The organism is uncultured Pigmentiphaga sp. (assembly GCF_937950555.1).
GTDB lineage: Bacteria > Pseudomonadota > Gammaproteobacteria > Burkholderiales > Burkholderiaceae_B > Pigmentiphaga.
Genome location: NZ_CALFCW010000019.1, coordinates 165,458 through 189,024, shown reverse-complemented (window position 1 = coordinate 189,024; position 23,567 = coordinate 165,458). Strand labels below are relative to the sequence as shown.

Annotated in this window: 23 protein-coding genes; 7 read left to right on the top strand and 16 right to left on the bottom strand. The window is 60.6% G+C overall.

Annotated elements, in window-relative coordinates:
- Positions 1 to 258: 258 nt before the first annotated feature.
- Both Q0319_RS04135 and Q0319_RS04130 read right to left on the bottom strand, forming a co-directional pair.
- Positions 259 to 1,080, bottom strand: a complete 822-nt coding sequence (locus Q0319_RS04135; protein ID WP_299451153.1) for an IS3 family transposase — start codon at positions 1,078 to 1,080, stop codon at positions 259 to 261.
- Positions 1,077 to 1,394: a DUF1153 domain-containing protein gene (locus Q0319_RS04130; protein WP_299451151.1), complete on the bottom strand. Its 318-nt coding sequence runs from the start codon at positions 1,392 to 1,394 to the stop codon at positions 1,077 to 1,079. Before Q0319_RS04130 ends, Q0319_RS04135 begins: the two co-directional genes overlap by 4 nt.
- Positions 1,395 to 1,941: 547 nt before the next feature.
- Here Q0319_RS04130 and Q0319_RS04125 point away from each other — a divergent pair.
- From Q0319_RS04125 to Q0319_RS04105, 5 genes are all read left to right on the top strand, one after another.
- Complete coding sequence (locus Q0319_RS04125) at positions 1,942 to 2,748, top strand: TauD/TfdA family dioxygenase (RefSeq protein ID WP_299451149.1); 807 nt, start codon at positions 1,942 to 1,944, stop codon at positions 2,746 to 2,748.
- Between the two features lie 33 nt (positions 2,749 to 2,781).
- On the top strand, positions 2,782 to 3,756 hold the full coding sequence (locus Q0319_RS04120; protein ID WP_299451146.1) for a tripartite tricarboxylate transporter substrate binding protein: 975 nt from the start codon (positions 2,782 to 2,784) through the stop codon (positions 3,754 to 3,756).
- Between the two features lie 256 nt (positions 3,757 to 4,012).
- Positions 4,013 to 4,477 (top strand): tripartite tricarboxylate transporter TctB family protein, encoded by a 465-nt coding sequence (locus Q0319_RS04115; RefSeq protein ID WP_299451144.1) that lies wholly within the window; start codon positions 4,013 to 4,015, stop codon positions 4,475 to 4,477.
- Between the two features lie 12 nt (positions 4,478 to 4,489).
- On the top strand, positions 4,490 to 6,007 hold the full coding sequence (locus Q0319_RS04110; RefSeq protein ID WP_299451141.1) for a tripartite tricarboxylate transporter permease: 1,518 nt from the start codon (positions 4,490 to 4,492) through the stop codon (positions 6,005 to 6,007).
- The gene (locus Q0319_RS04105) at positions 6,008 to 6,988 is read left to right on the top strand and encodes a 2-dehydropantoate 2-reductase (protein ID WP_299451138.1); all 981 of its coding nucleotides are present in this window, start codon (positions 6,008 to 6,010) and stop codon (positions 6,986 to 6,988) included.
- Here the strand turns inward: Q0319_RS04105 and Q0319_RS04100 are convergent.
- From Q0319_RS04100 to Q0319_RS04075, 6 genes are read right to left on the bottom strand one after another with little or no spacing between them, the layout of a single operon-like run.
- Complete coding sequence (locus tag Q0319_RS04100) at positions 6,985 to 8,139, bottom strand: thiolase (RefSeq protein WP_299451135.1); 1,155 nt, start codon at positions 8,137 to 8,139, stop codon at positions 6,985 to 6,987. The genes Q0319_RS04105 and Q0319_RS04100 overlap by 4 nt on opposite strands.
- Entirely contained in the window at positions 8,139 to 8,525 is a 387-nt protein-coding gene (locus tag Q0319_RS04095; RefSeq protein ID WP_296470614.1) for an OB-fold domain-containing protein, read from the bottom strand. Before Q0319_RS04095 ends, Q0319_RS04100 begins: the two co-directional genes overlap by 1 nt.
- A 30-nt stretch (positions 8,526 to 8,555) precedes the next feature.
- Positions 8,556 to 9,815, bottom strand: coding sequence for a CaiB/BaiF CoA-transferase family protein (locus tag Q0319_RS04090; protein WP_296470617.1), 1,260 nt, complete (start codon positions 9,813 to 9,815; stop codon positions 8,556 to 8,558).
- A gap of 7 nt (positions 9,816 to 9,822) precedes the next feature.
- Positions 9,823 to 10,800, bottom strand: a complete 978-nt coding sequence (locus Q0319_RS04085) for a tripartite tricarboxylate transporter substrate binding protein (protein WP_296470620.1) — start codon at positions 10,798 to 10,800, stop codon at positions 9,823 to 9,825.
- Between the two features lie 35 nt (positions 10,801 to 10,835).
- Positions 10,836 to 11,288: a MaoC family dehydratase gene (locus Q0319_RS04080; protein WP_296470624.1), complete on the bottom strand. Its 453-nt coding sequence runs from the start codon at positions 11,286 to 11,288 to the stop codon at positions 10,836 to 10,838.
- An 8-nt stretch (positions 11,289 to 11,296) separates the two neighbouring features.
- Positions 11,297 to 11,773: a MaoC family dehydratase gene (locus Q0319_RS04075; protein ID WP_299451131.1), complete on the bottom strand. Its 477-nt coding sequence runs from the start codon at positions 11,771 to 11,773 to the stop codon at positions 11,297 to 11,299.
- Positions 11,774 to 11,900: 127 nt separating this feature from the next.
- Here Q0319_RS04075 and Q0319_RS04070 point away from each other — a divergent pair, with 127 nt between their 5' ends.
- A complete protein-coding gene (locus Q0319_RS04070; protein WP_299451130.1) occupies positions 11,901 to 12,665 on the top strand; it encodes an IclR family transcriptional regulator C-terminal domain-containing protein in 765 nt (254 codons plus the stop codon).
- A 147-nt stretch (positions 12,666 to 12,812) separates the two neighbouring features.
- Here Q0319_RS04070 and Q0319_RS04065 read toward each other — a convergent pair whose 3' ends face one another.
- Genes Q0319_RS04065 through Q0319_RS04045 form a run of 5 tightly spaced genes read right to left on the bottom strand, consistent with a single transcriptional unit; the run spans position 12,813 to position 19,104 of the window.
- Positions 12,813 to 13,778 (bottom strand): tripartite tricarboxylate transporter substrate binding protein, encoded by a 966-nt coding sequence (locus Q0319_RS04065; protein ID WP_299451128.1) that lies wholly within the window; start codon positions 13,776 to 13,778, stop codon positions 12,813 to 12,815.
- Positions 13,779 to 13,821: 43 nt separating this feature from the next.
- On the bottom strand, positions 13,822 to 14,877 hold the full coding sequence (locus tag Q0319_RS04060; RefSeq protein WP_299451125.1) for a GTP-binding protein: 1,056 nt from the start codon (positions 14,875 to 14,877) through the stop codon (positions 13,822 to 13,824).
- Positions 14,878 to 14,889: 12 nt separating this feature from the next.
- Positions 14,890 to 15,267: a hypothetical protein gene (locus Q0319_RS04055; RefSeq protein WP_299451123.1), complete on the bottom strand. Its 378-nt coding sequence runs from the start codon at positions 15,265 to 15,267 to the stop codon at positions 14,890 to 14,892.
- Positions 15,257 to 17,011 carry a hydantoinase B/oxoprolinase family protein gene (locus Q0319_RS04050; protein WP_299451121.1) on the bottom strand — a complete coding sequence of 585 codons (1,755 nt, stop codon included), beginning with the start codon at positions 17,009 to 17,011 and terminating at the stop codon, positions 15,257 to 15,259. Before Q0319_RS04050 ends, Q0319_RS04055 begins: the two co-directional genes overlap by 11 nt.
- Complete coding sequence (locus Q0319_RS04045) at positions 17,011 to 19,104, bottom strand: hydantoinase/oxoprolinase family protein (protein ID WP_299451159.1); 2,094 nt, start codon at positions 19,102 to 19,104, stop codon at positions 17,011 to 17,013. Before Q0319_RS04045 ends, Q0319_RS04050 begins: the two co-directional genes overlap by 1 nt.
- Before the next feature lie 171 nt (positions 19,105 to 19,275).
- Here Q0319_RS04045 and Q0319_RS04040 point away from each other — a divergent pair, with 171 nt between their 5' ends.
- Entirely contained in the window at positions 19,276 to 20,268 is a 993-nt protein-coding gene (locus Q0319_RS04040) for a LysR family transcriptional regulator (protein WP_299451119.1), read from the top strand.
- A gap of 115 nt (positions 20,269 to 20,383) precedes the next feature.
- Here Q0319_RS04040 and Q0319_RS04035 read toward each other — a convergent pair whose 3' ends face one another.
- Genes Q0319_RS04035 through Q0319_RS04025 form a run of 3 tightly spaced genes read right to left on the bottom strand, consistent with a single transcriptional unit; the run spans position 20,384 to position 23,557 of the window.
- Entirely contained in the window at positions 20,384 to 21,361 is a 978-nt protein-coding gene (locus Q0319_RS04035) for a tripartite tricarboxylate transporter substrate binding protein (RefSeq protein WP_299451116.1), read from the bottom strand.
- A 35-nt stretch (positions 21,362 to 21,396) separates the two neighbouring features.
- The gene (locus tag Q0319_RS04030) at positions 21,397 to 22,383 is read right to left on the bottom strand and encodes an ornithine cyclodeaminase family protein (RefSeq protein ID WP_299451114.1); all 987 of its coding nucleotides are present in this window, start codon (positions 22,381 to 22,383) and stop codon (positions 21,397 to 21,399) included.
- Positions 22,384 to 22,411: 28 nt separating this feature from the next.
- Complete coding sequence (locus Q0319_RS04025; protein WP_299451111.1) at positions 22,412 to 23,557, bottom strand: Xaa-Pro peptidase family protein; 1,146 nt, start codon at positions 23,555 to 23,557, stop codon at positions 22,412 to 22,414.
- Positions 23,558 to 23,567: the final 10 nt, after the last annotated feature.

Sequence of the window (23,567 nt, the reverse complement as noted above, 5' to 3'; positions counted from 1 at the left end):
AGGGCGGGCCCTGCCCTTCGTCGCCAACCCGGTCATCGACCGGAAATGGATGCGCCCCCTCTTCGAACAAGGATTGCGATCGCCTTGGCCTGTGTCGAGCCATATGCATCCGACTGGGCAAGGACATTACTCCCAACGTGGAGCCGAGAAATGGTCTCCCTACACGCGCAATCGATTGCATGCTGCCCGCGGCTATGAATGTCAAGATGGCGTAGCGAAAACGGGGCCACTGTATTGACCCAGCGTTTTCTGCACAGGTCAGGCCGCTAAAGCATAAGCCTCAGCGGGTGTCTTCATACCCAGCGCCTGGTGTGGGCGCTGGTGGTTGTAAAAACCGATCCAATCCCCGATCACGCGACTGGCGTGCTGCAGAGTTTCGAATCGGTGGCGGTGCACGCATTGGTCTTTGAGCGTGCGGATCACGCGCTCGACCATGCCGTTTTGCTCGGGGCTGTAAGGGGTGATGAACTCCTGCTGCAGGCCGTAGCTCTTGACCAGGGCCGTGTAGCTGCGGCTGGTGAACACAAGGCCATTGTCCGATCTCAACAGGAACGGGTGCTTGACCTTGCCCAAGCAGCCGTAGCGGGCGATCAGCGCCTGCTCCAGAGCCGCCTCGGCGGTCTTGGATCGGCCGCTGCGGCTGAGGTGCCAACCCAGCAGCTCGCGGCTGTAGCAGTCGATCACCAGGGCCAGCGAGGCCCAGCCATCACGCCCAGCCCATACACGGCACAGGTCAGTAGCCCAGCGCTCATCGGGCGCTTTGGCCACGGATGGCAAGGCCTGGATGCGCGGCCTGAAGCCCACCGGGCGTTTGCGCACCTGCCAGCCCTTGATCTGGAAGATGCGCTGCACGGTGTTCTTGTTGAACCCGAGCAGGTGAGCCACCGTGCGGTAACCGAACGACGGGTTCTCTTCGATCATCGCCTTGATCGGCTTGACGAACTGCTCCTGCACCTTGGGTGCAGCCTTGGTGCTGCGGTAGTACACCGTGCGCCTGGGTATCTCGAACCACCGGCACAGCTTGACCAGGCTGACCTTGAACCCTTCTTCGGCCAATCCCTGCTGAAGGCTGAGAATCATTTCTCGTCCTCGTTGCCCAGCAGGGAGGCCAGCTTTTTTCTGGCACGCAGCTCCAGCATGGCTTCGCCGTAGGCCTCCTGCAGCTCGCGCAGCTGCTTCTCGTACTGTTCTTTGACTTCCAGGGGCTTGGTGCGCAGGGCGTTCTCCATGCCACGCTTGCCTTCATCGACCCACTGCTCCACCTCGGAGGGGTTCAGATCGAAGGCCCGGCTGGCCTCCGAGACCGTGGTCTTGCCCTGGATGATGTCCAGGACCAGGGCCGTTTTACGCTTGGCCGTCCAGCGCTTGATGTCGTCTTCCATCAGGGTGCTCATCGTCGTTTCCTTCAACGTTAACACCTGAGCAGGAATTCACTGGGTCAATACACCACGCTCAACAACGCGGACGAAACCGCCGGTCCTGCAGCCGATGCGGGGGCACAGCCATTGTGACCGGTGCCGGACAAGCGGGCGGATAAGTCGCCCGCAACAGTGGGGCGGCGCAACCCATGACGCAACCGATCCGCTTCCCAGCACAGTGCGCGCGGTCATCAAGGGCCACTCATCTGGAACCAAGATGCGCGCCGACGCACTGCCGTAAACAGCGACACGCCAAGGGGAAATAAACAACGGATAACTGCAAGAATGCCGAGCGCATGAAATGCCCGGCAATGATGCGCATCGATCCGATCACATGGAACAAACGTTTTGCATATGGTTATCCACTTTTCGCTTGAAGTGTGCCTAAGATCTTTTTCACATAGATTCTTCTTGTTCATGCGAAAACCGCATGTTGATACTCGAACATCTTTGTTCGCTGCGCTCATTCCTTTCTTTAAGCTAGCTGGCCTACTCAAGCAATCACGCAACGGACATACATGCCATGGAAGTTCAGGCCCTGACGCCAACCGTCGGCATACGAATTACCGATTTCAAAGTTGCTGACGCTACGAAAGCCGATATTGAGCGGCTGCGAACTCTAGTTGCCGAGCACTGCGTCATTCACTTGCCGGGCCAATTCGTGAATGCGACTGACCTCGAGTCCTTCGCAAGTAAATTCGGCGAATTGTGGATCGGCAGTTTTCTCAAACCCATCGAAGGCCATCGTTATGCCATCCCCATCAAGAACAACGGGAAAAAGCTTGCGATTTCTGAGCGTTGGCATGCCGACAGCACCTACGATCGATATCCGCCCTATTTATCTTTCCTAACCGCGATCAATCTGCCCCCCTTGGGCGGAGACACGATGTGGTGCAACCAGTATCTGGTCTACGAGTACCTGCCAGATGGAGTAAAGAAGCTTATCAGCCGCGTCCGCGCAGTTCACTACAACCGTGGTCAGGTAAAGGTCCGAACCGGTGAAGATCGCACTGACCTACCGGGTTTCCCGCACCCACTGGTCATCAAACATCCGATCACGGGCAAACCAGTTTTTTATCTGAGCGCGCATGCCGAGCATTTGGAAGGCTTAAGCAGGGAGGAAAGTGCGCTACTGCTAGACTGGCTTCGCCGCTACAACGGTCAGCCCGCCTTCAGCTACCGACACCAGTGGTCGGAAGGGGATTTGATCATCTGGGATAACCGCTGTTCCACTCATTTCGCCGTTCATGACTATGGCGACTACCCGCGCTATTTGAATCGAGTAACGGTCGCCGGCCCCCAGCCCGAACCCTATTTCGACCTCGATTAAGTACTCCCCGAAGGGACTAACCAAGGTGTCACCATGACTACTAATACCGTTCGGCGTCGCCTCGTGGCTGCCGGCGCGGCCGCCGCTGTCTCGACTGTCCTACCTGCAATAGCCCTCGGACAGGGCGACTACCCGATCAAACCAATCACACTCGTCATTCCCTATCAAGGCGGCATTACCGAACAACTTGGGCGCCTCTATGCGGCCGAGCTGGAAAAAGCTTTGGGCAAATCCGTAATCGTCGAGATCAAGCCTGGTGCCGGCGGCGTCATAGGCGGCAAGTATGCTGCACGAGCACCGGCTGATGGCTATACGCTGGTAGTGACGTCAGGACTCACGCAAGAAACGGCGCAGGGTCGTTTTGACACATTCGCGGAGCTCGAAGCGGTTACCGCCATCACATCGCAACCTTTCTTGCTCTACGTGAAGCCGGATAGCCCGCTCAAGACGCTAAGAGACTATCTGGATTTTGCCAAGGCTCATCCCGGAAAACTGTCGTACGGTAGCGTCGGCCCCAACACCAGCGCCCACATCATCGGGCAGGTGCTGGAGAAAAGCGCCTCCGTCAAATTAGTCCACGTACCCTATAAGGGCGGCGGGGCCCAAGCACTGGCGGTAATGTCGGGCGAATTGCAATCAGGTTATCTGACTTCTGCCTTCATCAAGCCCTACGTCGAAGCAAGAACACTCCGACCTATTGTCATCGTGTCGGACCAGCGCAGCGAAATCTATCCCGACGTGCCTACGGTTGCCGAGGCCGGATATCCAGACCTGATTCCTGTGGGTTCTTCTTGGTTTGGAATTTTCGCACCTAAAGGACTGCCCCCAGCAGTGAAGGAAAAATTGGTCCGTACCTCCAGAGCCATTCATGATGCCAGCCCCCTGGTCTCATTCATCCGCAATTCTGGCGGCATTCTGCTACCGAACGGACCAGAATGGGCGACCAAGAAAACGGCGGACGACATCGCGTTCTGGAAAGCGTTTTACGGCAGCCGAAGCGACAAATAAAGGTGACCACCCGTTCCGCCGACGATGGCCACGGAGAGCTTCGGCCGCATTGTCTGTGCATGAACGGAGCGGCTTCTTGAAACCTGTAGAGGGTGCTGTCGCAGCCAGTAGCGACATCCTCAACGTGATGGCCGACCGCTGGTACATGCACGACTCAATGGGACGCTCACGCTGACGGACCGGCGCATCCTGACGGACCTAATGCTGTGGTGTGACAGTGCATTGCGATTCATAGCGCACTTTTTCGGACGATCACGTGGAAAGAGTCTATTCGGGAGCCTTCCTAGTCCTAATAGGGCTGGGCGCAGCTTATCTAGCAATCGGCTACGGCATCGGCGACTCGCAAGAGCCCGGCTCGGGATATTTCCCTTTCATTCTCGGGCTCACCTTGACCGGCCTGGGGGTGGTAATCGCCATACGCGAATTTCGTTCTTCTCCCGCCGAATCATCTAACGGCAAATGGCCCCTGTGGCAATTGACTTGCATCATCAGTGCGCTTCTGGCTTTTGCATTGCTCATCGGGGGAGTCAGCTCAACGGGATTTCGTGGGGCGGGGCTCGTCCCTGCGATGTTCGTTCTGGTTTTCATCACAGGACTGGCCGGCCGCAAACTCACCCTGCGCGAGAATCTGCTGCTATCGGTAGTGCTCACGATGTTGTCGATGGCGATATTCGTCGCACTGTTCGGTATCGCGATCCCGCTTTGGCCTTGGTCTTACTGAATCGAGATCCCCATGGAACTGCTTCAGCACATCGCAACCGGCTTCGCGCAAGCAGCCACAACAACTAACCTGCTATATGCGCTGGCGGGCTGCCTGCTCGGAACGTTGGTTGGCGTGCTACCCGGCCTAGGCCCCGTAGCTACAGTCGCCATGTTGCTGCCAGCGACCTACGCGCTGGATCCGATTCCTGGACTGATCATGATGGCCGGGATCTATTACGGCGCGCAGTATGGCGGTTCAACCACAGCCATTCTAATCAAGCTACCCGGAGAGTCATCGTCGCTCGTGACGACGTTAGACGGCTATGCAATGACCCGCCAAGGTAAAGCCGGCACGGCGCTGGCGCTCGCCGCCCTCGGCTCGTTTTTCGCCGGTTGCGTCGGCACGTTCATTCTGGCTGCCTTTTCTCCGCAACTTGCCAAGGTCGCGTTTCATTTTGGCGCGCCCGAATATTTCTCGCTAATGTGCCTGGGTCTGATCGGTGCCATCGCCTTGTCATCCGGAGACGTCGTCAAAGCCTTGGCGATGACGGTGCTTGGGCTCCTGCTCGGCATGATTGGAAGCGACGTGACGTCAGGTGAAACGCGATTCACGTTCGGATTTCTCGAACTGGAGGACGGGCTTGAGTTCGCCATCGTTGCCATGGCCTGGTTTGGTTTTGGCGAAATTATTTGGAACCTCACCCAATCTGATCCATCCCAGCACGACACGCCACAAAACGTCTCGCGCCTTCGAATCTCCTGGCGCGATATGAAGGTAGCACTTCCGGCCATTTTCCGGGGCTCGGCGATAGGTACGCTCTTCGGTGTCTTGCCGGGCGGCGGTGCAGTACTGGCTTCGTTCGCCTCTTATACCGTCGAAAAAAAGCTGGGCCCCAAGCCTGGTGAGCCCGCGTTCGGCGAAGGCAATCTGCGGGGCCTGGCCGGGCCCGAATCAGCAAACAATGCCGGTGCCCAGACAAATTTTATCCCCATGCTGACACTCGGTATTCCGTCTGGCCCCGTCATGGCGCTAATGATCGCTGCCCTGTCCGTCCACGACATCCAGGCTGGGCCGCAGATTCTGACACGCAATGCCGACTTATTCTGGGCCTTAGTTGCCTCTATGTGGATAGGAAATCTGATGCTGCTGGTTCTGAATTACCCGCTGATCGGGATTTGGATACGACTGTTGGCCATTCCGTACAAGTGGCTGTTCCCAGCGATCGTCTTATTTTGCACCATCGGCGTGTATTGCATTTCGAATAGTTCTTTTTCGATCTTGCTGCTGGCTTTCTTCATTCTCTTCGGCTATGCGGCCAAGAGATTGCAATTCGAAGGAGCTCCGCTAATGCTGGGTCTCATCCTGGGCGCCAACATGGAAGAGTATCTGCGCAGGTCGCTTACGCTGTCCGGCGGTGACTGGACTGTCTTTCTTTATCGCCCTTTGTCTGCAACGCTACTCTCCCTATGTGGGGCTATGCTTCTCCTGATGAGCCTGTCTTCTGTTAAGGTCAAGCGTCGCCAGGTATTCGCTGACGCGGAGGCCTGAATGAAGCGAATATGCATATTTGGCGCAGGCGCCGTCGGCGGACACATCGCTGCCAAACTGGCGCGGGCGGGTGTTGAAGTCTCCATCGTGACTCGCGGCGAACATCTCGCCGCGATCCAGCGGAATGGTTTGCGTTTCATGCACGCAGACGGTGAGTTTACCGTGCCCGTGGCCGCGACCGATGATCCTCATGATCTGGGACCTCAAGACTTGGTGGTCACTACGGCCAAAGCCTACGCTCTGCCGGAGGCAGCTTTCCAATTACGCTCGCTCTTGGGGCCGGAAACCCCAGTGCTATTCGTCGTTAACGGAATTCCATGGTGGTATCTAGCCGTGCGCAACGGAGGTGCTCCGTCCAGGCTCGATCCAGTAGGCTCCCTGCTGCAGGAGGTCGGCTTAGGGCGCACGCTCGGAGGCGTGATTCGATCTCCCAATGAAGTCATTGCGCCGGGTACTGTGCGCCACAACGGCAAGTACAGTGCATTGCGTATAGGAGAAATCGACAACAGTCGAACGCCACGCCTGGAAGCCGTTGCAGAAGTGCTGCGCAAAGGCATCCCCGACACTGAGAGCACGAGCGACCTCAGCCGGGAGATCTGGAGCAAGCTGACGCTCAACATCCCCAGTTCGCTGCTATCCACTCTGACCGGCTCGACTTCGCCTGAGCTGTTCGCGGATTCGGCGACAAGGGATCTTTACGAAAGATTGGCGCAGGAAGTGTGTGCGACCGCCGCCCGATACGATACCCATGTGCATTTTGATCTGGAACAACACCTAAATGCCATTAGTGCGAACCGGCATCTACCCTCTATGCTGCAGGACCTGATTTCTGGCCGCAGATTGGAAATTGACGCTCAGTTGTTTGCGGTGCAGGACCTCGCTCGCCAAGCTCGGGTCGATACACCGCTGATCGATGTCATGCTGGCACTGTTAGCGAGGAAAGCGCGCGTCTTAAACGCACATCGTGCCCGCGTCAGCTAAACCGCAGCACCACCCCCCAAAATAACGGTGCTCTGGCTCGACAGCGTGCCGCCGTTGCCATGCGCCAGCGCCGTTTCGCATTTCGCCACTTGTCGCTGTCCGGCTTCGCCGCGGATCTGCCGCACCGCCTCGATGAGCGCGAATACGCCGTACATGCCCGGATGACAATACGATAGGCCGCCGCCGTTGGTGTTGACCGGCAGGCTGCCGCCCGGCGCGATGGTGCCGCCCGATACGAAGCGGCCGCCTTCGCCCTTGGGGCAAAAGCCCAGGTCTTCGAGGAAGAGCAGCGTGGTGATGGTAAAGGCGTCGTATACCTCCACCACGTCGATGTCGCGGGGGCCGAGGCCTGCCATGGCATAGGCGGCGGCGCCGGAGTGCACCGCGCCGGTCACGGTCAGGTCCGGCATGCAACTGATGTGATAGTGGCTCAGGTGCTCGCCCACGCCCAGCACATAAGCTGGTGCCTTGCGTAGGTCGTTCGCGCGCGCGGCCGAGGTCATGATGAGTGCACCGCCGCCGTCGGTGACGAGGCAGCAATCACGCACCGTGAGCGGATGACTGACCATGCGGGACGCAAGCACGTCCTCCACGGTAAGCGGCGTTTTTTCCCATGCGACCGGATTGTGCAGCGCCCACTGCCTGGCGGCGACGGCCACTTCGGCTAGTTGCTCGCGCGTCGTGCCGTACTCGTACATGTGGCGCGCAGCGGCGAGCGCGTACGAGCTCGCGGTATAGATCGGACGGTAGGGGGCTTCGTGGGGGTTAGGGTCGGGCGCTGCGACATTGGCGCGCCCGGCGCTGCGCTGCGTACTGCCGTAGGCAATCAGCGCAATCGTGCACAGCCCCGCTTGAATGGCCATCTGGGCATGCGCCACCATGGACATGAAACTGCAGCCCCCGATATTCGTGCCGTCGTGATAGCGGGGCGAGATGCCCAGGTATTCGCACAGGGCCAAGGTCGGCATGCGGCTTTGCGAGGTGGTGGCGAAGACACCGTCGATATCGCGCAAGGACAATCCACAGTCTTGCAGTGCCCGATGCGTGGCCTGGGCCATCAAATCGAGCGCGGACATGCCGGGCGCGACTTGCCCTAGGTCAGACTCGGCTACCCCGACGATGGCGCACGCGCCGCGTTGCAACCCTTGCATTACGGAACCTCCGGACGAAAAACAGGATAGGGCGCCTGCCCGTCCTGCGGCTGACAGACATCTACCCGCACCCGCATGCCGATGCGGACCTCCCCCGGCGGCAAACCTTCGACACGGCTCATCAGCCGAAAGCCTTCATCCATGTCCACCAGGACGACGTTGTACGGCGCTTCACCCCGCGGGCTGATGATCGTGACGGCATATACCGTCCCCAGCCCTTCGCTGATGCGCCACTCGAGATCAGCCGTGCCGCTTCCCGGCCCGATCACGCGCGGCGGGAAAACCGGCCGCCCAAGTGCAGCGTCGAACTGGAATGCCAACTTGCCTTGCGCCAGATACTCGCGGAAGACGGCCAACGGCGATGAAGAAGCAGTTTCGGGATTCATGCGGTCAGATCCAGACAGGAAGGCGGACCTTCAAACGATTCCCTTGCGGCGATAGGCCTCGATTTCGCCATCGGAGAATCCGAGGACATCCCGCAGCACCGCTACGGTGGAATCGCCCAAGGTGGGAGGCGGACGGTCGTAAACGGGGGGCGTGTCACGCAAGCGGAGGGGGCTCGCGATGGTCGAGACCATGCCTCCATCCGCGCGCGGCACGTCTACGCGCAGGCCGCGATGCTGCACCTGCGGGTGCTCGAAGACTTGCGCGTAATCGTTGATCGGGCCGCACGGCACGCCATGCGCTTCCAGCCGCTCGATCCACTCGTCGCGCGTGCGAGTCAGCATGGTGCGCGCGAGTTCCGGCACGAGCTCCCCGCGCCCCACGATGCGCCCGGTGACCTTGCTCCAGCGGGGGTCTTGCGCAAGGTCCGGCCGTTCGATGGCAGCACAGTACTGCTGCCACTGCTTGTCGTTGCCCACGGCCACCACGATCTCCCCATCGGCCACGGCGAACACTTGGTAAGGCACCAGGCTGGCATGTGCATTGCCGTACCGGTGCGGTACCTTGCCGCTGGCGAAGTAGCCGGTGACTTGGTTGCCCCCCAATGCGACGATGCAATCGAGCAGGGCCATGTCGATGTACTGGCCGCGGCCCGAGACCGTGCGGTGTTGGAGCGCCGCCAGGATCGCAATGGTCGCGTACATGCCGGTGATCACGTCGGCAATCGCGATCCCGACCTTCTGCGGCCCGCCGCCGGGCAAATCGTCACGCTCGCCCGTGATGCTCATCAGGCCGCCCACCGCCTGGAAGACGAAGTCGTAGCCCGGCTTGTGCGCCCACGGCCCGTCTTGCCCGTACCCGGTGATCGAGCAATACACCAATCCCGGATTCAATCGCGAAAGGCTCTCGTAGTCGAGCCCATAGCGCTTGAGATCTCCAATCTTGTAGTTCTCGACCACGACGTCGCTTTGGGCGGCAAGCCGTCGCACGAGGTCCTGGCCTGCCTCGGTCGAGATGTCGACGGTGATGGATTTCTTGCCGCGGTTGGCGGCGGCATAGTACGTGGAATCGCTTGTATCCCGGCCATCGGCGTCCCGCACCCAGGGCGGCCCCCAGGCCCGGGTGTCGTCTCCGACGCCCGGCCTTTCGACCTTGATCACTTCGGCGCCCATGTCGGCGAGGTTTTGCGTGCACCACGGGCCGGCCAGGATGCGTGAGAGATCAAGCACGCGAATATGGGACAACGCGCCCGACCGGCTTCCCGCAGCGGCCTGAGATTGGGGATGAGACATGAACGAATCAGTCGATCTTGATGTTGGCATCAGCAATGACCTTGGACCACTTGGTGATCTCCGCATCGACGAAGGCCGCGAATTCGGGCTGCGTCATCGTTCCGGCTTCGGCCCCTTGCGCGGCGAACTCTTTGCGCAAGGAAGGGCTGGAGAGCGCCTTGAGCACGTCGCCAGACAGCTTGCGGGTCAGGTCGGGCGCCATGCGGCCGGGCGCATACAGGCCGAACCACGCCGTTGCCTCGAAGCCTTTGACGCCCGCCTCGTCGATGGTGGGCACGTCGGGCAACGCTTCCGAGCGCTTGAGCGCCGTAACCCCCAGCGCGCGCAAGCGTCCGGACTTGATGTGCTGGATGACGCCAGGCACGGAATCGAACATCACGGGAATCTGTCCGCCCAGCAGGTCGTTCAGCGCAGGGGCAGCGCCCTTATAAGGAATGTGCACCATTTCGATGCCGGCCATGGACTTGAAGAGTTCGCCCGATAAATGATTTGCACCACCCGTGCCGGCCGAGCCGAAATCCACCTTGCCTGGGTTGCGCTTGGCGTACTCGATCAGTTCGGCGACAGTGCGGGCGGGGAATGCCTGGTTCACCACGAGCACGTTGGGCACGGCAGCCACCTGGGCGATGGGCGTGAAATCCGTGCGCGTGTTGTAGCGAAGGTTCTTGTACAACCCCGGGTTGATCACGTGGTGGGTGGCAGTCAGCATGAGCGTATAGCCGTCTGGCGGCATGGCCACGAACTGCTCGGAGAAAATCGTGCCGCTGGCGCCGGCCCGGTTTTCCACCACCACTGCCTGCCCCCACATATTTTGCAGCTCTGCGCCGAGTTGCCGTGCAAGGATATCGGTGGTGCCTCCAGGCGGAAACGGCACGACGATTCTCACTGGATGCGAAGGAAAAGTCTGGGCCGTGGAAAGGGCGGGAAGCAAGCATCCCGCTGCGCAAGCCAAGGCGGCGAGCGCGCGTTGGGTCAATGTCGTCATGTCCGTCTCCTCTCGTTGTAATGAAGAAGAAGCGTTCAGGCCGGCTCCATTCCATGCGGGAACTCGACCATCGCCTCGCCGTGGGCAACGACTTCGCCGCGTTGATTGGTGACTTCGACGGTCAACGTGGCCCAGCGGCTTTTCTGCGTGACTTGCACTGCGGAAATCGTTGCGCTCGGCGTGATGGTGTCGCCGGGCTTGACCGGTATCTTCCAGCGCGTCTCGAGCCGGCGCTGCACGCCCCCGCGCGGGTAAAGCCAGTCGGTCAACATCTTGGTGATGACGCCGAAGTTATTCATGCCGTGCATGATGATTCCGCCGAAATTGGTCCGGCCGAAATTGCCCTTCATGTACTCGTCGTCCCAATGCAGCGGGTTGTAGTCGAGCGAGGCTTCACAAAAGGCGCGGATGCTTTCGCGGGTGGGCGAGAACGGCGTACCTTCTATCCTTTGGCCCGGCTTCAAGCTGTCGAAAGTGGTGCTGTTCATGATGGATCTCAGAAAGGGCGGATGGTCCAGCCGCGGCCGGAGCAAATGACTTCATCGTGCTGGTTGAAGAAAACGTTGTCGTGGATCACGAACAACCGTTCTTTCTTGATGAACTTGTCCAGCGCTCGGGCCTGGAGGCGGATGGTGTCGCCCGGCCGGGCCGGCACGTTGTAGCTCCACGACTGGCCCGCGTTGATCGTGCCCGGGCTGCGCATCCAGTCGTCGGCGGGCGTGCAGGCGAACATGAGCAGGATGTGGATGGAGGGCGGTGCGATCAGCCCCTTGTACGGCGTCTTCTTGGCATACTCTTCGTCGAAATACAGGGGGTGCATGTCCCCCACCACCCGGCAGTACTTGTGAATGGCTTCCAGGGTGAGAGTATAGGGAAGGGTCTTGCGCGGTTCGCCCGGAATGATTTGGTCCCAGGTCTTGCGCAGTTCCGCATGCTTCCAGAAATCGGTTTCGAAATTCGTCTCAGTCGTCATGGGAGTCCATACGTGTCGTTGATTCCACCTGTGCTGCCTGCTAAAATGACCGCTTAGCGGATATTAATGTCCGCTCTATGACCATTATTTAGACCAAGGCCTGCGCTGTCAAGGCCCGAGGAACCCTATGGCAACCCCAGAAAGCGAATCATTCGTGCGCACCTTTGCCCGCGGCTTGGCGGTGATCGAGGCGATGGGAACCGGCCCGTACCGCAAGAACCTTGCGGAAATCGCAGAAGCGGTCGAACTGCCCCGCACGGCAGTGCGGCGCTTCCTGCTCACATTGATCGAACTCGGCTTCGTGCAAGCAGACGGCAAGCGCTATTGGCTGACGCCACGCGTACTGCGGTTGGGACTGTCCTACCTGAACAGCCTGCCTTACTGGCGGCAAGCGCAACTCAGCCTCGAAGAACTTTGCGGACGCATCAAACAGTCATGTGCCTTGTCCGTGCTGGACGGCGAACACATCGTCTACATCCAGCGTCAGCACACCAAGCGCATCCTGACCATGAGCCCGTCCTTGGGCAGCCGCCTCCCGGCGCATGCTGTCTCCATGGGTCGCGTATTGCTGGCTGGACTGGCGGACGACGAGCTCGAGCGCTACCTGCAGACCGCCGCCTTCAAGCGCCTCACCAGCGCCACCGTGGTCGACCCGGACGTACTGCGCGAACGCATCCTGGAAGCCCGCAAGCAGGGCTATGCGTGGATAGACGGCGAGCTCGATGAAGCCATATGCGGGTTGGCGGTGCCGGTGCGCAACCAGGAAGGCGACACCGTCGCAGCCATCAACGTGAGCCTGCCGACGGGCCAGTTCACGGAAGAAGAAGCTATCAAGCTGTACCTCGCCGAACTGCGGCAAGCTGCCTCGCAGATCCGGGCGGCGACGATGTGAAGAGGAGGAGAGCCCGGAAGAAGGCCGGCACGGCGCAACGCTTCCCCCTGCCCACGAGGCCTGGAGGAGCTAGAACGAGCGCACCCCGTTGCGAGACTCACTCCGGCACATTTTGCGGGCGGCCCCTTCCTACGGCAGCTTTCTGGCTTATTCGATGGTGATTCCGGCTGCTTTGATGAGCCGGGCGTACTTCGCGTGTTCGGCCCGCACATAAGCTGCGAAGTCAGCCGGTTCCGTTGCCTTGCCTACAAAAGCCTGCTCGCTCATCAGTCGTTTTACGCGGGGAGAATCGACGGCCTTGCGCACTGCCTCGTGCAGCTTGCCCACAATATCTACGGGTAGCTTTGCCGGCCCCCACAGACCATACCACGAGACCATTTCGAATCCGGGCAGCCCGGACTCGGAAACGGTGGGCACGTCCGGCAGCGTCCCCAGGCGCTGTGCACTCGTAACTGCCAACGCTTTGGTGCGCCCGGCCTGAACCGGCGGCAGCGAAGAGGGCACTGCATCGATGACTGCACTGATGTGGCCACCCATGAGATCGGTGAGTGCCGGCGCGGTGCCCTTGTACAGGACAATGGGGATTTGAGCTTTGGCCTCGTAGCTGATGGCAGCCTCTGCCAGATGGCTTGCAGACCCGGCCGCGGAGGCGCCGAAGAAGTATTTGCCCGGTTGCTTGCGGGCAAGCGCGATGAACTCGCTTAGGTTCTGGGCGGGAACCGACGGGTTGGCGGTCACCAATAGGGGAACTTCGCCCAGATTGGTGATAGGGGTGAAGTCCTTGTCTATGTCGTACGGAAGGTTCTTCAAGAGCAGGGGACTGGCAGCGAAAGTCGACGCATTGACCAGCAGCGTATACCCGTCGGCAGCGGCCCGGGCGACGGCCTCGCTGCCTATGGAACCACTGGCCCCGGCGCGATTCTCGACGACGAAGGTTTGCCCGAGCTGCTCGCTTAGCGCGTCGGCAAAGACGCGAGCCACCGCATCCACCGTGCCTCCCGGCGGATATGGCACGATGACTCGGACCGGTCGTTGCGGATAAGACTGGGCGCCGGCGTTCAAAGCGGCGGCGCATGTCAGCGCGCCGATGAGGTAACGAAGACGGGTTTTCACGGTTGTCTCCTTTGCATGTTTATGTGATGGCAGGAAACCGGCGTTACCGGTGCTCGAATATCTTCAACGTCTCTTCTACGAGATCGCGCTCGATGTTTCGAGTGATGAAGACGATGCGGCTTCGTCGATCCTCGTCCGGCCAGGCGGGCAGGAACGTATGCGGATGAAACAGGTGCTGGACGCCATGAATTACGACCGGGTGGCCCGGATGCTCAACGACATTCAAGATGCCCTTGATGCGTAGCAGGTCGGGGCCGCGCATGGCAGCCAGCATGGCCAGCCAACGCTGAACACCGGCCCATGAAACGGGCTCATCTCGAATGACGGCATAAGCCCGAATGTCCGTCCCGTGCTTGGAGCGATCGTGCGCATGCCCGGTAGCCATGGCGTGGTGGTGATGAGGGTGCTCATCCCGTGCGTCATAGGCGTCAGTCCGCAGCCACTGCCTCAGGGATTCGGCGGCGCGGGTTGGCGAGGGATCGTCCAGCCATGTGGCGAATTCGGCCGGCAATCGGACCGCATCGACCGGAACGGCGGCCGGATTGATCTCCTGCAGACGTGTAAGCAGGTCCGTCAGTACGCTCTCCGCTGCCAGGTCCGTCTTGGTCACCACTAGCTGGTCCGCCACCGCGGCCTGCTTGACGGCTTCGGGGTGGAGATCGAGCGTTTCCAGGCCGTTGCAGGCATCGACCGTCGCCACGACCTGCCCCAGTCGATAGCGCGCAGATACGGTCGGCTCGCTCATCAGCGTATGCAGAATGGGCGCGGGGTCAGCGAGTCCGGTCGTTTCAATCACCACCCGGCGCAGCGCAGGAGAATGAGCAGAAACATGTTTCTGCAATCGGTCGAACGCCGCAGCCAGATCGCCGCGGATCGTGCAGCAGATGCAGCCATTGGCAAGTAGGACCAACTCTTCACTGCTTTGTTCGAGCAAGTGGTGATCCAGTCCGACTTCGCCGAACTCATTGACGATGACGGCGGTATCCCGCAGCACCGGCTGCGCCAGTAGGCGGTTGAGCAAGGTGGTTTTTCCGCTGCCCAAGAACCCCGTAAGTACGGTCACGGGCGTACGGTCATCATCCAGGTTTCGATTGGTCATGACTATCTCGAACTATGTCCTTCCAGCACCCCCGTGCAAACGCGAGAACGAGGTCAGCGTTCTCGAAAGCCTGCCCACCAACCATTCCGCCGCAGCGTCAGACATCGTGGATGCCGGGTCGGACAACGACGCAAGAACCTCCGCCAATCCCTCTTGAGCATCGTGAGACGAACGGTGCTCCAGGACGGACGCCACCTCGGTTAGCTCCTGGCGGGCAGCCTCGCCCCGCAGATAATCCAAGATGTCGCGCTCGAAGTCCTGCAAACGCACGATCACTCCGCCGATGCCACAGGAACACGCGCCGCCGCCCAGGGTGACATGCTGCAGCGCGAGCTCGTTCCACAAGCGGTGCAGCTCGGTCGCCTGCCGGCGTACGGGTTCAGTAGGCACGGGGCCGGTTCCTCAGCGCGACGGTCGCCGCCGCATCCACCGCGCCGGAAGAAGTGAGCACGACGCCATACTTCTCGCGAGCCGCTTCCGCACTCACGTAACCTTCGCGCACATCCTCGGCGACCGCTTCCGGATCGCGTTCATACGGATCACCGAATCCGCCGCCCCCTCCTGACAACATCTTGTAGGCATCACCGCGTTCCAAACGCACGTTAAATATCTTCGCGTTAGGCATACTGTCGTCCCAGCTGCCATTTCGGCGAATGGCGATGCCATTGCCTGCAGCTTCGTGGCCGCCCTCTAAGCCCCAGGGCTTGCAATGCATGCGGTCGATCCGGGTCGTCACAGCAAACGGGGAGAGCGCCTGCACCACCATTTCAGCCCCGAGCCCCCCGCGATACCGGCCCGCCCCGCCGCTATCGGTGCGAATGGCGTACCGCTCCACCAGAACGGGATACTTGGCTTCCAACTGTTCAGTGGGACTATTGTGGGTATCGCCGTCGTTGATGCACACCGTGACAGAGACACCATCCCCACTGGACTTTGCACCCCACCCTCCGCCCAGCGGCCCAATACCGACGATGAATAGCCGACCGTCTTCAGGCGATATGCCGTGGATATTGGGAAAGACCAAGTCGGCATGGTGGCCAGCGATGACGCGGTCGGGGATCGCGGGAGCCAAGGCCTTAAAGATCGTGTCGATGACGGTCATGGGAAAGGTCATCCACACCCGCATGGGATAGGGGCGCTCGGCGCTGACCACGGTGCCCATCGGCATGACGACCTTCAGCGGGCGAAAGCTGCCGTCGTTGACGGGATAGTCGGTCGGCGTCGTCAGGCACTTGAACGCCACCTGGGCGCAGGCAATGCCGGTCGTAAAGCCCGAGTTGTAGAACCCGCGCACTTGCCGGCTCACGTCCGACAAGTCGATGGTCATTTCGTCGCCTTGCTTGATCACTTTGACCCGGATAGGGATGCGGCGCCCTATGTCTACGCCGTCATCGTCCATGAACGACTCGGCTTCGTAGACGCCGTCGGGAATGCTGAGCGTGTTCTTGCGCGCCAGCGCTTCGGATTGATCCATGATGCGCGCAATCGACCCATGTACCGCTTCGACCCCGTACCGCTGGACCAACTCCAAGAAACGCTTCTCGCCCGTAGTAATGGCCGTGATCTGCGCACGCAGGTCTCCCAATGCGCGCTCCGGCAGACGAACATTCATCGCGATGATGTCCACGAGGTCCTGATTGACCACACCGCCGCGCCGGTACTTGACGATGGGAATCTGTATGCCTTCGGAGAAGATGTCGGTCGTCACTTGCCCGAGGGTCCCGCCTACGTCCAGCCAATGCGCCATGCAGCACGTAAACGCTACGATGCGGCCTTCGTAGAACACCGGCATGGTGAAGGTAAAGTGGTTCAAATGACTGCCCGTAATATAGGCGTCGTTCGTCACCAAAATGTCGCCGGGGTGAATGTTTTCCAACCCGAAATGCCGTATCTTGGCCTTTACCGTTTCCGACATGCCGCGAATGAACATGGGCAGGCCAAGACCGATGGATACCGTTTCCCCTTGTGGCGTGAACAGGCCCACGGTGAAGTCCAGCGCTTCGTAAATAATGAGGTTGTAGGCGGTCCTCATCAAATTGGTCTTCATTTCTTCCGTCACGGCCAGGAGGCCGTTGCGGATGATCTCTACGGTCACCGGATCGACCGTGTCCTGCTTAGAATCTCTCGCATTCATCAACGCTCGCTCCCAATGAGCACATGCAAATTGCCGCTATCGTCCACCGTCAACTCGTCGCCGGGTTGAACAACCGTCGTGGAGGCGTGCTCTTCGATCAGGGCCGGGCCGGTTATGCAGTTCCCCGCGAGCAAAGCATCACGCCGATATACGGGGGTCTGCACGAGACCGTGGGTGCGGAAATAGACTGGCTTGATCGTGCGCCGCGCAGATGCGGGCGGAGTCGCGGACCCCGCCGGTACGGCATGGCGCGGGGGTTTTCGCATGATGCCCATTACCGTCACGCGCAGGCTGACGATGTCGGCAGGTTCAGCGGGCGCACACGTGCCGTAGCGGATCGCGTGGACATCGTCGAAATGGCGCTTGATGGCATCGCGGTCACGTCGATCGAAGTAGACGCGAGGCAACTCGACGGTTACGGCGTGCTCCTGGCCGACATATCGCATGTCGACGGATCGCTCAATGACTATGTCTTCCGGTCGGACCGCCGAGGTCTCTACGGCTCCGCGCCCCTCTTCCTCCATCGCGGCATACAGCGCCTCGATTTCGTCGAATGACAAGTCTTCCAGGTGACGGAACACTGAGCGGACGTAGTCGTAGCGCAAATCGCTGAACAGCATTCCGTACGCTGAGAAGTACCCTGGTGCATAAGGAATCAGCACGCGCCGGATACCCAGCTCGCGCGCAATGGCCGAAGCGTGCAAAGGGCCAGCGCCGCCATAGACCACCATCGTGAAGCTGCCGGCATCCAGCCCTCTCTCAGTCGTGACGGCCTTGACCGCATGAGACATCCCCGTCACTGCGATGCGCAGGATGCCGTCCGCCGCTTCGACGATATCCAATCCTAGCGGTGCGGCGACGCGATCCCGCATGGCGGCCCGGGCTCCCGCCAGGTCCAGCGGCATTTCGCCGCCCAGGAAATGTTCCGCGTCCAGGCGACCGAGGATGAGATTTGCATCGGTCACGGTGGGCTCCGTGCCACCGCGCCCATAGCACACCGGGCCCGGGATCGATCCCGCGCTCTGCGGGCCCACGCGCAACGCGTCGCCCAGCTGGACGCGGGCGATGCTGCCGCCGCCCGTGCCAACTTCAAATATGTCCATCATCGGAATCTGGATCGGTAGCGCCCTCTCATAGCCACCGATCAGCGCACTACCCGTGGTCAGTGGACGGCCCTGGCTGATGACACCCGCCTTGGCGGTGGTTCCACCCATGTCGAACGCAATCGCATCGGGCAGACCCAGCTGCGCGCAGATGGCCTGCGCCCCGATAACGCCCGCAGCGGGCCCGGACTCAAGCATGCGCACGCACTCCCGGCGTGCGTGTGCGACCGGAAACAAACCGCCGGTTGACTGGACGGCATAGAAGTCCCCGCCGAAGCCCCGCTCGGCCAAATGCGTTTCCAGCTGCCCCAAGTAAGCGGATACCCGCGGCCCGACGTAAGCGTTAGCGACTGCTGTGGAGACCCGCTCGAACTCGCGATACTCCTGGGACAATTCGTGAGAAGCCGTGACGAAGGCACCAGGCAGTTCTTCGAGCAAGATCTCCTTGACCCGCTTTTCGTGCGCGGGTTCGCGGTAGGAGTGCAGAAGCAGCACTGCGACGGCTTCCACCCCCTTTGCCTTCAGTTCGCGGGCAACCTCCCGCACGAGAGCCTCGTTCAACGGCTTATGTACGCTCCCGTCCGCGCGCAGACGCTCCTCGACCTCATAGCGCAGCGAACGCTTGACCAACGGCGTGTGCTTGGCGAAAAAAAGGTTGTAGGCGTCCGGACGGTTTACCCGGCCGATCTCGTAGATGTCGCGAAATCCTTCGGTGATCAGCAGCGCCGTGTTGGCGCCGTTTCGCTCGAGCAGCGTATTGATTGCGATGGTCGAACCGTGCAGAAACAGATAGCCGTTGCGCAGGTCCACGCCAGCACCGTCGAGCGTGTGCTGAATGCCTTCGACGAGCCGGCCGTGCGTGGACAAGGCCTTGCCGAAATGTAATGTGCCGGAACGCTCGTCGAATGCAGCCATGTCTGTGAACGTACCGCCAATATCAACGGCGATACGCAAGGGCGCAGTCTCTGGCGCCAAATGGATTTGACTCATGGTGGTACACAGTTCAGGCGCCGGGGCCCCGGCGCCGTTGATCGGATGTCTGTACAGCGCGCGCAACGTCGTGACGGCTTGCAGTGTAGAAATCCGCTAGATATCTTCCTAGCCTTGAGCCAGAGATTTCAGACATGCCAGAATAGAGATATCTCCACTGCATGCCCTACGATGAACCAAGCCGATCTGAAGCTCTTCGTCGAGGTCGCCGAAGCCGGCAGCTTTACCAAAGTTGCGGTGGCCCGCCATACCGTGCAATCGCACATTAGTCGCCAGATCGGGAATCTGGAACGCGAGTGCGGCGGCAGGCTTTTTCGGCGCACCGGCCGGGGCGTCGTGTTGACCGAGCTAGGCGAGCACATCATCACGCGGGTGCGGAACTGGCTGGCAGACACGGATCAGTTGTTCCGGGAAATCCGTTCCACCTCGTCAGTGCCCATGGGAGAAGTCCGACTGGGCATACTGCCGTCGACCGCACACCCGCTCATGACGACGCTCTTCGGTCGACTGCGCGAGCAATACCCGCTCATACGCCTAAACATACGGGAAGGTCAGGGCGGCGAACTGGATGCCCTGCTAGACGGCGGCTTGGTGGACATGGCGATTCTTTTCCGTTACCACAAACCAGCCAGCACAGAGGAAAGACTGCTCGCGACGGGCCATACTTACCTTGTCTCCAGACCAGGCGATCCGCTGACCCAGGCGCCAACCCTCGATTTCGCGAAACTCCAGGGCTTGCCCTTGGTATTACCGCGGAGACCGGCCCATTGGCGCGCGATTCTCGACGAAACGGCGCGCAGCAAAGGGTTTTCTCTTCATGCCGTGATCGAGGCGGACTCCCTGACCGCGCAAAAGGAGCTAGCGGCCACCCAGTCGGTGTATGCAATCCTGGGGCCGTATTCGATCATGCATGAGTTGAATCAGGCCTCACTGCAGGCGACGCGGATCGTGAACCCTGATTTGCGTCGCTACGTCACGCTCGCTCTACCTAAATCCGGCGTGCTCACGCCTGCCTGTAAGGTCGTTTCCGACCTCTTGCAACGCACTGTCGAAGAGTGGGGCGGAGAACTCCACCCGCCGCTCGCCTCGGGCGTCAAGCGCGGCCTTCCCCAACGAAAACCACCTGGCCAAGGTCGATCACCCCGGCGGTCTCCGTCGAAGTAGGTCTGTATCTGATTCACGATTTGTCGAGCCCTATGCACCCGCCGCCGCCCAAGCTGCCGCGCCTTTGCGACGGGCGTCCGCACCCATTCTGCTCAACAGCCGGGCCGATGGGGGCTCACTCAACCGTTACGCCCGTCTTGGTGATAATCGCTTTCCAGCTTTGCGCTTCGTCGCGCATCCGGTCCGCAAACTGTTGAGAGGAACTGGCAACAGGAAGTGTTCCCTGCTCAACGAACTTGCGTTGCACATCTTGATCGTTCACCGCGCGCTTGAACGCTTCGGCTAGCCGATCGACGATTTCCTTGCCCGTTCCCTTGGGCGCAGCAATCCCCCACCAGTTGGACAAAATGAGCCCCGGCGGCAGGCCAACCTCGGCCGTGGTAGGGACTTGCGCCAATGCCGGCAATCGTTGGTCCGCCGCGACGGCCAAGGCGCGAATGCGACCTGCGGAGATCTGCCCCGCCACGATGCCATAGCTCGCGATGAAGAGTTGGACGTCGTTGGCAATGAGCGCCTGGACTCCCGGCTGAGAGCCTTTGTAGGGTACGTGCACCATGCGCGCGGCGAGGTGATCGGACAGCATCAGGGCGGAAATGTGGGGCACCGTTCCGGATCCCGGCGAGCCGTAATTGAGTTTTCCGGGGTTCGCCTTGGCGTAGGCCGCGAATTCGGCAAAGTCCCGCGCCGCCAGGGCTCCGGATACCGTAAGCAGATACGGCTGCTCAACCAGCAAACTGACCGGGCTCAGGGAGGTGAGTGGGTCGAAGCCCATCTTGGGGAAGAGGAACTGATTGATGACGAAATTGTTGGTCGGCGCCATCAAGAGCGTGTAACCGTCGGGCGCGGCATTGACGACCTCCATGGTGCCGATGTTCCCGGCAGCTCCGGACTTGTAGTCGACGATGACAGGTTGCCCGAGATGCTTTTCAAGGGACGGCTGCAAGTTGCGTAACACGAGGTCCCCGCCGCCACCGGGCGGATAGGGGAGAACGATTCTTATCGGACGTTCTGGATAGGCGAACACCGCAGCCGTCGAAAACAGGAGGCCGGCGAACGCCAGCGTCCGGAGGAACCCACTACATGGCTTGCTCATGAGAACCACTCCATGAAGTTGAAGAAACCCTGAGATCACGTCAGGGCGAAGCGTTGTCCCCGGTTCTGCTTGTCGGCCCGGCGGAAAACTTCCCATGCCACGGCCATGTCTATGCTTCCTATGCCAGTCATGAAGGCCAGGATCCGCTCAGGGGCGGACATCCGTCCTGGCTTGTCTCCACTCACGATGTCCTGCATGTCGACCAACCGTGCCTGGTCGATATCCAGGCCCGGCCTATATCGCTGAAACGCCAGTTCGAGATTGCCGCGGTGATCGCAAACGATGCGTTGTGCCGAGGCATACACGGAATCGTCCCAGGAACCGGTGACGTCAAGCGGAATCATCAGCGTGCCGGTCGACAACCAAGCCCCGTGCACAGGATGGGTTTGCAGTTTGGGCACCGACGATATGACGATGTCCATTCCCTCTACCGCCTGCCGGACATCGTCCACGGGCACGAGTGTCCAATTGCCTTCCCCGTGCATTCGCGCGCAAAAGGCAGCCCGCGACTCCGGATGACGCGACGCGACATATACCTCCTCGATGGAGGAAAAGACCGCCGCCAAACAACGCAGCGACCATTCACCCAGCCCTCCGCAACCCACCAAGCCGATACGACGAGGAGCGGGATTGGCGCAGTACTTGGCGGCAAGCGCGGCGCAGGCACCCGTTCGCGCATAAGTGATCCACATCCCTTCCATGATGGCCACGGGCACGCCCGTATCAGGATCGTTAAGAACGATCAATGCGCTCGAATCCACCTGCCCCCTAGCCGCATTGCCGGGAAAAAAGGATACCCACTTCATGCCCAACGCCCCGAGCCCGCCTACCCATGCGGGCATGGCGTGCAAAAAGCTTTGCGGACCGTGAGGATGGAGCGCCACCTTGGCCGGCACGTCGACCTCGCCCCGCGCATCGCAGCAGTACGCCTGCTCGACGATGTCAATGATTTCGCGCAGCGACGGGGCCGCATGACTGACGTCGTCGGCAGACATGAGAAGCAGGCGAATAGCTGTGGGCATGGTTTCCCCCGGTGCGATCCGGCGATGTTTACGAGATCGTATGGAGTGTCCAGTCGAGCGCGTCTCCCGAGATCACTTCGCAGCAATCCGCGCGCACAATGACGTGCTCTTCCGCATTGAGCAATCCTTCCTGCGTTTCAATCTTGGGTTCGGGAGTGATGCTCATGCCTTCTTGGATGACGTGCTCGTCGAAGGCATTGATATAGGGTGGTTCACTGGTCAGGCCGATGCCGTGACCAATCCGTTTGGCGGGATGGTCGGAATAATTCGTCCATTGGGTCGCGGCCAGCAATGACTGCGAAAACTCGAAAATCGAAGCGGTCGTGACGCCCGGGCGGATTCTATCCATCACCTTGAATAGAATTTCCCACATTCCGTCGTGCTCGGCCCGTTGCCGCGGAGACGGCGGACCGAAGACTGCGCGCCGAGTAATGTCCATCTTGTAGCCGTTGACGCTGCAGCCACCGTCCACGTAAAGAATGTCTCCGGATTGGAACACCCCACCTTTACCCGTCGCACCCAGCACCATAGGCGGGGGCGAGTCGAGGTCCGCCCCCAGCTCTGCATAGTGCGCTAGGATCCAGCGTTGCACCTCGCGCTGGGTCACGCCCGGTTGCAATCGCTCGAAGCATCGCTTCCATGCTAAGGAGCCTAGCGAACAGGCAGTCTTGAGCTGCGATATCTCCCATTCGGACTTGATCATCCGGCAAGCCCAGACGACAGGGGAGGAATCGACCCAGCTTATCTGGGGCACCTTCGACCGGAGCGACTCGAAGTCTGCCACGGCCCACCCCAGGAGCGGCTCGGTTCCCAGCTCGATGCCCACCCTTCCGTGCGCCAGGCCCCGCTCGACGAGAACCTCTGCCACTCCCCAATCCGTCGATGCGAGCTTATTAAGCGGCACTTCAGGATAAATGCGCCGGTCCGCGACAACTAGTGTTCGGTTCTGGCGGTACACGCGCGCGAACATGTCGGGACCGCTCCAATTGATCAGGGCTGGCTCGCCACTCGCCGGCAATACGAACGCAGCGGGGCGCCCCGCGCTTGCCTTCTCTCCGGTGAAGTACTGGAAAGAAACGGGATCGGTAACGATCAACCCGTCCATGCCTGCCGCGCTCATGTGCATGCGCGCCCGGCTAATTCGTTCTCCGTATTCTTCCCGCGGCACGCTCATGCATTTCTCC

What these genes read in the sequence shown, in the direction of transcription:
- Q0319_RS04135 (WP_299451153.1), bottom strand. Translation starts at nt 1,080, where the DNA reads ATGATTCTCAGCCTTCAGCAGGGATTGGCCGAAGAAGGGTTCAAGGTC.
- Q0319_RS04130 (WP_299451151.1), bottom strand. Translation starts at nt 1,394, where the DNA reads ATGAGCACCCTGATGGAAGACGACATCAAGCGCTGGACGGCCAAGCGT.
- Q0319_RS04125 (WP_299451149.1), top strand. Translation starts at nt 1,942, where the DNA reads ATGGAAGTTCAGGCCCTGACGCCAACCGTCGGCATACGAATTACCGAT.
- Q0319_RS04120 (WP_299451146.1), top strand. Translation starts at nt 2,782, where the DNA reads ATGACTACTAATACCGTTCGGCGTCGCCTCGTGGCTGCCGGCGCGGCC.
- Q0319_RS04110 (WP_299451141.1), top strand. Translation starts at nt 4,490, where the DNA reads ATGGAACTGCTTCAGCACATCGCAACCGGCTTCGCGCAAGCAGCCACA.
- Q0319_RS04105 (WP_299451138.1), top strand. Translation starts at nt 6,008, where the DNA reads ATGAAGCGAATATGCATATTTGGCGCAGGCGCCGTCGGCGGACACATC.
- Q0319_RS04100 (WP_299451135.1), bottom strand. Translation starts at nt 8,139, where the DNA reads ATGCAAGGGTTGCAACGCGGCGCGTGCGCCATCGTCGGGGTAGCCGAG.
- Q0319_RS04095 (WP_296470614.1), bottom strand. Translation starts at nt 8,525, where the DNA reads ATGAATCCCGAAACTGCTTCTTCATCGCCGTTGGCCGTCTTCCGCGAG.
- Q0319_RS04090 (WP_296470617.1), bottom strand. Translation starts at nt 9,815, where the DNA reads ATGTCTCATCCCCAATCTCAGGCCGCTGCGGGAAGCCGGTCGGGCGCG.
- Q0319_RS04085 (WP_296470620.1), bottom strand. Translation starts at nt 10,800, where the DNA reads ATGACGACATTGACCCAACGCGCGCTCGCCGCCTTGGCTTGCGCAGCG.
- Q0319_RS04080 (WP_296470624.1), bottom strand. Translation starts at nt 11,288, where the DNA reads ATGAACAGCACCACTTTCGACAGCTTGAAGCCGGGCCAAAGGATAGAA.
- Q0319_RS04075 (WP_299451131.1), bottom strand. Translation starts at nt 11,773, where the DNA reads ATGACGACTGAGACGAATTTCGAAACCGATTTCTGGAAGCATGCGGAA.
- Q0319_RS04070 (WP_299451130.1), top strand. Translation starts at nt 11,901, where the DNA reads ATGGCAACCCCAGAAAGCGAATCATTCGTGCGCACCTTTGCCCGCGGC.
- Q0319_RS04060 (WP_299451125.1), bottom strand. Translation starts at nt 14,877, where the DNA reads ATGACCAATCGAAACCTGGATGATGACCGTACGCCCGTGACCGTACTT.
- Q0319_RS04050 (WP_299451121.1), bottom strand. Translation starts at nt 17,011, where the DNA reads ATGAATGCGAGAGATTCTAAGCAGGACACGGTCGATCCGGTGACCGTA.
- Q0319_RS04045 (WP_299451159.1), bottom strand. Translation starts at nt 19,104, where the DNA reads ATGAGTCAAATCCATTTGGCGCCAGAGACTGCGCCCTTGCGTATCGCC.
- Q0319_RS04040 (WP_299451119.1), top strand. Translation starts at nt 19,276, where the DNA reads ATGAACCAAGCCGATCTGAAGCTCTTCGTCGAGGTCGCCGAAGCCGGC.
- Q0319_RS04035 (WP_299451116.1), bottom strand. Translation starts at nt 21,361, where the DNA reads ATGAGCAAGCCATGTAGTGGGTTCCTCCGGACGCTGGCGTTCGCCGGC.
- Q0319_RS04030 (WP_299451114.1), bottom strand. Translation starts at nt 22,383, where the DNA reads ATGCCCACAGCTATTCGCCTGCTTCTCATGTCTGCCGACGACGTCAGT.
- Q0319_RS04025 (WP_299451111.1), bottom strand. Translation starts at nt 23,557, where the DNA reads ATGAGCGTGCCGCGGGAAGAATACGGAGAACGAATTAGCCGGGCGCGC.